Source organism: Streptomyces sp. CBMA156 (assembly GCF_014596515.1).
Classification (GTDB): domain Bacteria; phylum Actinomycetota; class Actinomycetes; order Streptomycetales; family Streptomycetaceae; genus Kitasatospora.
The window spans coordinates 1-8,123 of sequence record NZ_MSJQ01000219.1; the positions used below are offsets into that span (position 1 = coordinate 1).

General features: G+C 74.5%; 9 protein-coding genes and 1 tRNA gene. 1 reads left to right on the plus strand and 9 read right to left on the minus strand.

Annotation, left to right across the window (positions count from 1 at the left end):
- The 9 genes from BU198_RS18235 to BU198_RS18275 form a co-directional block, all read right to left on the minus strand.
- The coding region (locus tag BU198_RS18235) for a glycosyltransferase 87 family protein (protein WP_188297923.1) at positions 1-1,186 on the minus strand (1,186 nt) is incomplete at its 3' end.
- A gap of 370 nt (positions 1,187-1,556) precedes the next feature.
- Positions 1,557-1,630 (minus strand) — tRNA-Ala (locus tag BU198_RS18240).
- Positions 1,631-1,712: 82 nt separating this feature from the next.
- On the minus strand, positions 1,713-2,714 hold the full coding sequence (locus BU198_RS18245; protein WP_188297924.1) for a hypothetical protein: 1,002 nt from the start codon (positions 2,712-2,714) through the stop codon (positions 1,713-1,715).
- 150 nt (positions 2,715-2,864) lie between these two features.
- The gene (locus tag BU198_RS18250) at positions 2,865-3,449 is read right to left on the minus strand and encodes a GNAT family N-acetyltransferase (RefSeq protein ID WP_411293205.1); all 585 of its coding nucleotides are present in this window, start codon (positions 3,447-3,449) and stop codon (positions 2,865-2,867) included.
- Positions 3,450-3,487: 38 nt separating this feature from the next.
- A complete protein-coding gene (locus BU198_RS18255; protein WP_188297925.1) occupies positions 3,488-3,991 on the minus strand; it encodes a molybdenum cofactor biosynthesis protein B in 504 nt (167 codons plus the stop codon).
- Positions 3,988-4,428: a cyclic pyranopterin monophosphate synthase MoaC gene (moaC, locus tag BU198_RS18260; RefSeq protein ID WP_223244583.1), complete on the minus strand. Its 441-nt coding sequence runs from the start codon at positions 4,426-4,428 to the stop codon at positions 3,988-3,990. The genes BU198_RS18255 and moaC overlap by 4 nt, the downstream gene beginning before the upstream one ends.
- A gap of 127 nt (positions 4,429-4,555) precedes the next feature.
- Positions 4,556-5,890 (minus strand): gephyrin-like molybdotransferase Glp, encoded by a 1,335-nt coding sequence (gene glp, locus BU198_RS18265; protein WP_188297927.1) that lies wholly within the window; start codon positions 5,888-5,890, stop codon positions 4,556-4,558.
- A gap of 34 nt (positions 5,891-5,924) precedes the next feature.
- Complete coding sequence (galU, locus tag BU198_RS18270; RefSeq protein WP_188297928.1) at positions 5,925-6,845, minus strand: UTP--glucose-1-phosphate uridylyltransferase GalU; 921 nt, start codon at positions 6,843-6,845, stop codon at positions 5,925-5,927.
- Between the two features lie 59 nt (positions 6,846-6,904).
- Complete coding sequence (locus tag BU198_RS18275; protein ID WP_188297929.1) at positions 6,905-7,762, minus strand: GGDEF domain-containing protein; 858 nt, start codon at positions 7,760-7,762, stop codon at positions 6,905-6,907.
- A gap of 62 nt (positions 7,763-7,824) precedes the next feature.
- Here BU198_RS18275 and BU198_RS18280 point away from each other — a divergent pair.
- The coding region (locus BU198_RS18280) for a 5-formyltetrahydrofolate cyclo-ligase (RefSeq protein ID WP_223244580.1) at positions 7,825-8,123 on the plus strand (299 nt) is incomplete at its 3' end.

Here is an 8,123-nt window from a genome sequence, read left to right on the forward strand (position 1 = left end):
GATCGCGGCCCGGCCCGGCGGCCGACAGCACCCCGGCCCCGCCGCCGGCGCCGTCCACGGCCGGCCGCCTGGCCCGGTACAGCCGCACGCCCAGGACCGCCAGGACGGCGATCGCGATCGACGGGTAGACCGCGCCGGGCAGCTGCCAGTACCAGGCGACCCCACGGCCCCACCGCATGGAGGACGGCACCCTCCACATGGCGTGGGAGAGGAACACCAGCACGGTCAGGCCGAACAGCACCTGTCGGGCCCTGCTCCCGGCCTCCGACGCCAGCAGGGCGATGAGCGGGACGCACCAGACCCAGTGGTGGGTCCAGCTGATCGGCGAGACCAGCAGCGCGGTGAGCGCGGCGCAGACCGCCCCCCAGGCGTCGGCCCTGCGCAGCACCCGCGCCGAGCGTCCGGCCGTCACCGCCACCCCGAGCCCGAGCGTCCCGGCCAGCGCCGGGGCGACGAGCCCGACCAGCCCGGGGTCACCGGCGTCGAGCAGCCGGCAGACGGCTCCGCGCAGCGACTGGTTGTCCACCAGGACGGTCGAGCCGACCCGGCCCGGGTCCCAGAGGTAGCCGGTCCAGAACCCGTACGAGGCGTCCGGCAGCACGGCCCAGCCGGTCAGGCCGGCCGCCAGGAAGGTGCCGGCCGAGACCAGGGCTGCCCGGACCCGGCCGGTCAGGAGCAGGTAGACGGCGAACAGGCCGGGAGTGATCTTGACGGCGGCGGCCAGGCCGATGCCCACGCCCTTGCAGCGGTCGCGGTCCGGGCGGGTCAGGTCCCACAGGACCAGGCAGAGGATGCCGAGGTTGACCTGGCCGTACCGGAAGGTGGTGAAGACCGGCTCCAGCCAGATGCCGAGGCCGGTCGCCAGGACCACCACGGCCGCGCGGTGCCGCCTCGGCCGGCCGGCCAGGTCGAGCGACAGGTGGACGGCCGTCGCGAGCAGCGCGTAGTTGAGGAGCATCACCAGGACCCGCAGGGTGCTCACGTCGAACCAGGTGCTCGGCACGAAGAGCAGCGCGGCGAACGGCGGGTAGGTGGCCGGCAGGTCCCAGCCGGGCAGCCGCATCGCGTACAGGTCCTCGCCGCGGACGACGGCCCCGCCCTCGGCCCGGTAGACCAGCATGTCGACCATGGAGGCTCCGAGGGTGTGCCGGAACCAGGCGAACACCGCCAGTGACACGGCTGCCACGCAGACCGCGGGGAGGGTCCGGGAACTCGGCCCGCCGGCTCCCGCGGCGCCGCCGGACCCCTCCGGGCCCGACCGCCGTGCCCACCGCTTCAGACCGAACTCGCGCACCGCGCTGGCACCCCGTCGAGATGGACCGGATCGTCTCCTCGCCAGCCTCCGGGCCCGCCCGCCGCGACCGGCCCCCCTGGAGCCCAAACGGCGTCAGAATCGAACCCGGAAGGGTGGTGTGACCTCCCCCACAGCCGACCGCGGCCACCCGCGACCACCCCGGAATCGCCCCCGCCGCCCGGCCCGGCTCCCAAAACGCGAAATCCCCCCGGGAGTTGCCTCCCGGGGGGATTTCGTCGACCGGCTGAGCCGGCCTGTCGGGTGGAGCTGAGGGGATTCGAACCCCTGACCCCCTCGATGCGAACGAGGTGCGCTACCGGACTGCGCCACAGCCCCAACGAGAAGAAACTCTAGCACCTTTCGAAGGTGGTCCGTGACCACCCCCCGATCGCGCTGCTGGTCGGGGGGCGGCCGGCCCTCATTCGTTGGCCGCGCGCGGGCGCGACTCGGGAGCCTGCGGCTCGGCGTACTGGTCGAACAGCGGGGTCTTGCGGGACTCGGCGGGGCGGCCCGCGGTCCAGGTGCCGGGAGCCGACAGGTCGAGGCCGCGGGAGACCCGGGGGGCGACCGGAGCGGTCACGTAGGTCGGCAGCGGGACGGGCACCGGCTCCCAGGAGTCCGGGCCGGCCGCACCGCGCTCGCGCATGCCGTCGACCCACTCCTCGTGCTCGGTCGCCTCGGCCACCGCGGACGCCGAGGACACCGAGACGGTGACCTGCTCGGGGTCGGCGGCCAGCCGCAGGTGCGGACGGCGCGCGGACCGCTTCCCGGCGGGCGCGGCCCGGACGGGCTCCGCGGCGGCAGGGGCCTCGGCGGGGGCGCCGTCCGGCACCGGAGCCTCGGCCCGCTGCTGCTCGCGCTTGCGCAGCCGCTCGGCCGCCTGGGCCGCCCGGACCCGGTCGAGCTTCACCTCGTACCGCTGGCGCTCCAGCTTGCGCAGGTGGCCGATGTAGAAGGTGAGGAGGACCGCGGGGACCGCCGGGACCCAGAGGAAGGTCAGCCCGGCCACCGCGGCGACCACCGCGCCGAGCGCGAAGGAGAAGAAGAGGGCGGTGACCATCCGGCGCCGCCGGGCCAGCAGTCTCGCCCGGCGGTCGATGCCGGCCCTCGGCGCGGGGGCCGGCCGCTCGGCCGGGCGCTGTGCCGGGGGTTCGGGCTCCCGCGCGGGGTCGCCTGAGGCGGCCCCGTCCCGTTCGGGAGGACCGTCGTCGTTCTGCTCGTCGTCACGCGGTTCGTCGCCCAGGGCCCGGGCTGCCCGTCGTTCCAGCCCCGAACGCCCGGCCAGCAGGCGGATGGCGGTGCTGAAGCGTTCCGTCGGGCGCGCCTCGTTGAGTTCGTCCTGCCTGCGGAGCCACATCGGCACCAGATAGGCGGCCCAGGCCCCTACGATGACGGCGTAGATAAGGCCGCTACTGCTCACGATTCACACCGTACGGGCGCACGGGAAGGCCTGGCAGCAATTTGGTGCGGCGTGTCGTGTGATCAAGCTGATTCTCCGACTATTTTGCCGCTATTTGTGGGGGTCCGGTGCCCTGTCGATGCCATATCGATATTTCTTTCGAACATATATTCAATTACGTGGCTCACACCCGGAACTGAGCGCCCGCCAGCGCTCCAGCATCCCCTCCGGGACCTCCTCGTCGGTCAACGCGTAGACGAGGTGGTCGCGCCAGTCGCCGTCGATGTGCAGATAGCGCGGACGGATTCCCTCCGAACGGAAGCCGAGCTTTTCCACCACCCGCCGGCTCGGGCGGTTCTCCGGACGGATGCAGACCTCGATCCGGTGCAGTCCGAGCGTGCGGAAGCAGTGGTTCACCGAGAGCGCCACGGCGGTCGGGATGATGCCCTGGCCGGCCACCCCCTCGTCCACCCAGTACCCGATGTTCGCCGAGCACATCGATCCCCAGGTGATCCCGCCGACGGTCAGCTGACCGACCAGCCGGCCCTTGTGGAGCACGACGAAGGGCAGCATCCGGCCCGCCGAGGCCTCGCCGCGCAGGAAGCGGACCATCTGCCGGTACGTCGGCCTCGGGCCCGCCACCCGGCCGGCAGGGCCGGGCGGCACGGTGGCCTCCCAGCGGCGCAGCCAGTCCCGGTTGCGGCGGCTCACCTCCTGCCACTCGCGCTGGTCGCGGGCCCTGATGGGGCGCAGCACGACCTCCCCCTCGTGGAGTTCTACCGGCCAGCCGGCGTTCAGTGCGCGCTCCCGGTTGCTGCGTCGTCGGGCCGGGGGTGGTCCCCGCCGCCGAGCTGGTCGACGGCGTGGGCGAGCAGCGGCTCCAGGACGGCCAGGCCGTCCTTGACGCCGCCGGTCGAGCCCGGCAGGTTGACGATCAGGGTACGTCCGGCGAGCCCGGCGAGCCCGCGGGAGAGCGCCGAGGTCGGCACCTTCTCGCGACCGTACGCACGGATGGCCTCGGCGATGCCGGGGACCCCGCGGTCGATCACCCGGGCGGTCATCTCGGGGGTGAGGTCCATCGGCGAGATGCCGGTGCCGCCGGTGGTCAGCACCACGTCGTAGCCGGCCGCGACGGCCTCGCGCAGCACGGCCTCCACCGGCTCGCCGTCCGGGACGACCCGGGGGCCGTCGGCGGTGAAGCCCATCGCGGTCAGGCCGGCCACCAGCAGCGGGCCGCCCCTGTCCTGGTAGACCCCGGCCGAGGCCCGGTTGGACACGGTGACGGCGAGGGCCCTCATGCGCCCACCTCGGGGGCGAACCAGTCGCCGCTCTTGCCGCCGGTCTTGCTCAGCACCCGGACGGACTCGATCGTGGCACCCTTGTCCACCGCCTTGACCATGTCGACGACGGTCAGCGCGGCCACCGCGACGGCGGTCAGCGCCTCCATCTCGACGCCGGTGCGGTCGGCGGTCTTCACGGTGGCGGTGATCTCGACCGCGTCGTCCGCGACCGCGAGGTCGACCTTGACCCCGGAGACGGCGATCGGGTGGCAGAGCGGGATCAAGTCCGGCGTCTTCTTGGCGCCCATGATCCCGGCGATCCGGGCCACCGCGAGGGCGTCGCCCTTGGGCACGCCCTCGCCGCGCAGCAGCTCGACCACCTGCGGGGAGACCCGCACCCGGCCGGCCGCCACGGCGGTGCGCGCGGTGGTGGCCTTCTCGGAGACGTCGACCATGCGGGCCGCGCCCTGGTCGTCGACGTGGGTGAGGCGGTCGCCGGGGGGAGGTGTCGTCACGGGTAACTCCAGAGGCGCGCAGGTCGAATACCGCGCTACCGTACCGTTCCCCGGTCCTGAGACCCGATCAGGAGTCCAGCAACACCACGTCGACCTCGCTGCCCGCGGGCAGTGCGGTGACGTCCTCGGGGACGGTGATCAGGCAGTTCGCCCGGGCCAGCGCGCCGACCAGGTGCGATCCGGCGCCGCCCACGGGCTCGACCGTGCCGTCCGCCGCCGAGTACCGGCCGCGCAGGAACTGCCGGCGCCCGGCCGGGGAGCGCAGTGCCGCCGGGCAGAGCGCGCGGACCACCGGGCGGTGCACCTCGGCGGCGCCGAGCATGGTGCGGATGACCGGGCGAACGAAGAGTTCGAAGGAGATGTAGGCGCTCACCGGGTTGCCGGGCAGGGCGAGCAGCGGCACCCCGGCCGCGCCGCCGATCCGGCCGAAGCCCTGCGGCTTGCCTGGCTGCATCCGCAGCCTGCGGAAGTCCACGCCCCCGTAGGACTCGAAGACCTCCTTGACCACGTCGTACGCGCCGACGCTGACCCCGCCGCTGGTGACGATCAGGTCGGCCCGGCCGAGCTGGTCCTCCAGGACGGCGCGCAGCCGGTCGGCCTCGTCCGGGACGGCGCCGACCCGGTAGGCGATGGCGCCGGCCTCTTGGGCGGCCGCGGTGAGGGTGAAGCTGTTGGAGTCGGTGATCCGTCCCGGGCCGACCGGCTCGCCGGGCTGGACCAGCTCGCTGCCGGTGGACAGCACCACGACCCGGGGGCGCGGGCGGACCTTCACGGTGGCCCGGCCGATCGCGGCGAGCAGGCCGAGCTGGGCGGGGCCGAGCCGGGTGCCGGCGTCCAGCACCCGGTCGCCGGCCGTGACGTCGCTGCCGCGGCGGCGGATGTGCGCGCCCTCGGCGACCGGGCGCAGGACCCGGACCTCCTCGTCGGGGACCGGTGCGGTCATCGCGGCGGCGGCGACCCCGGTGCCGGTGCCGCCGTCGGTCCACTCGACCGGGGCGACGGCCCGGGCCCCTGGCGGCAGCGGGGCGCCGGTCATGATCCGGGCAGCCTGGCCGGGGCCGACCCTGGGCAGTTCCCCGGCGCCGGCGGCGATGTCGCCGACCACCGAGAGCACCGACGGGTAGGTGTCGGTGGCGCCCTCGGTGTCAGCGGTGCGGACCGCGTAGCCGTCCATCGAGCTGTTGTCGAAGGGCGGCAGGTCACCGTCGGCGACCACGTCCTCGTCGAGCCGGCAGCCCTGGGCGTCGAGCAGTTGGAGCTCGATCGCGGGCAGCGGGCCGACCGAGGCCAGCACGTCGGCGAGGTGCTCGTCCACCGTCCAGAGGCGAGCCGCCGGGGCCGGGTCCGCTCCGGCGTCGCAGCAGGCGCTGGGCGTGGTGCTGTGCTCGGTGGACCCGGTCATCGGCGGCTCGCTCTCTGTCGTGGTCGGTGCTGCGTCAGTCCTGCATCTCGGTACCGACGTACTCCCGCAGCCAGGTGCGGAACTCCGGGCCCAGGTCGTCGCGTTCGGCGGCGAGGCGGACGATGGCGCGCAGGTAGTCGGCGCGGTCGCCGGTGTCGTAGCGGCGGCCCTTGAAGAGCACGCCGTGCACCTGGCCGCCGTCCGCCGGCTCGCGGGTGGCCAGCTCGCGCAGGGCGTCGGTGAGCTGGATCTCGCCGCCGCGGCCGGGCGGGGTCTCCCGCAGCACGTCGAAGACCAGCGGGTCGAGGACGTAGCGGCCGATCACCGCGTAGTTCGACGGGGCCTCGCCGGGCTCGGGCTTCTCGACCAGGTCGGTCACCTGGAAGACGTCCTCACCGAAGCCGTTCGCCTTGACGGCGGCGCAGCCGTAGAGGTGGATCTGGGCGGGGTCGACCTCCATCAGGGCGACGACCGAGCCGCCGAGCTCCTGCTGCACCTCGATCATCCGGGCGAGCAGCGGGTCACGCGGGTCGATCAGGTCGTCGCCGAGCAGGACGGCGAAGGGCTGGCCGGCGACGTGCTGCTCGGCGACCGAGACGGCGTGGCCCAGGCCCTTCGGGTCGCCCTGGCGGACGTAGTGCATGTTGGCGAGCTCGACGGACTCGCGGACCCTGGCCAGGCGCTGCTCGTCGCCCTTGCGGACCAGCAGCTCCTCCAGCTCGTAGGCGCGGTCGAAGTGGTCCTCCAGGGCGCGCTTGTTGCGGCCGGTGACCATCAGTATGTCGGACAGGCCCGCGGCGGAGGCCTCCTCGACGACGTACTGGATCGCCGGCTTGTCAACGACCGGGAGCATCTCCTTCGGGGTGGCCTTGGTCGCCGGGAGGAAGCGGGTGCCCAGTCCGGCCGCGGGTACCACGGCCTTGGTAACCGGAACTCGGGAGTTCGTCGTCGTCATGCGTACACCTTACTCAGGCACGTTTTCGCCCGGCCGGGCGCAGTCGGACGGACGGACCGCTAGGAGAGCACGTCGCGGGGCCCGGCCACGGTGGCGGGCGGTGCGCCCGGACGGTCGCGTTCGGTGTCCGGCCCGTGATCGGGAGTGCGGCCGGCCGGTTCTGAGCGGTCGGCGCGACGCCGCTCGGTGTCCGTGGCCGGTGCCGAGAGCCGCCAGCAGTCGCCGCCGGCGTCCCGGGCGGCGGCCAGCGCCCGGTCGGCGGCGCGCAGCAGGACGGCGGCGTGGGTGCCGTCCTCGGGCAGGACGGCGATGCCCGCGGCGGCGGTCAGGCCGTTGCCGTCGGCGGGGCGGGACTCGCGCGGACCGGAGGACCAGTCCAGCAGCAGGTGCCGGCGGACCGACCAGACCAGCCGTTCGGCGACCTGCGCGGCACCCTCGGCGCCGGTGTCCGGCAGCACCACCAGGAACTCCTCGCCGCCGTACCGGCCGAGGGTGTCGGCCCGGCGGATCTCCATCGCGAGCCGCTGGGCGAGGTCGCGCAGCACCGCGCCCGACCTGGCCCTGCCGTGCTCGGCGACGACCGCGTCGAAGCCGGTGATGGCCAGCATCAGCACGGCGAGCGGGCGCGGCCCCTCGGCCTGCTCGGTGTGCTCGGCGCGGCGGGCCCGTTCGATCTCCCGGTCGAGGGTGAGCTGGAGGTGGCGGTAGTTCCACACGCCGGTGAGCGGGTCGCAGGAGGCGGTGCGCTCCAGTTCGGCGCAGCGGTCCTCCAGCTCGGCGATCCGGCCGCGCAGCCGCTCCGCCCCGGCGGCGGCCCCGGCCCGCTCGCGCCGGCCGCGCACTCCGAGGACGGCGGCACCGGCCAGTGCGGGGGCGCTCAGCCCGGCCAGGGCCTGGACCAGCAGCGGGGTGGTCAATGGGGGCGCCCTTTCGCGTGTCAGGCTCTGCGCGTCGACGGTGCGGAGACCAGGAGGATCGGATGCACAACGAGAAGAGCGGCCTGAGGACACGGCTGTTGACGCGACGGCGCGAGCTGGCCGCCGGGGAGCGCGCCGCGGCGGCCGATGCGCTGGCCGGGCACGCCGGGGAGCTGGCCGGTCCCGGTGCCACGGTGGCCGCGTACGTCTCGGTGGGCTCCGAGCCGGGGACGCGGCCGCTGCTGGACGCCCTGCGGGAGCGCGGGGTGCGGGTGCTGCTGCCGGTGCTGCTGCCGGACAACGACCTGGACTGGGCCGAGTACGCGGGGCCGGAAGCACTGGCCCCGGCCGGGCGCGGGCT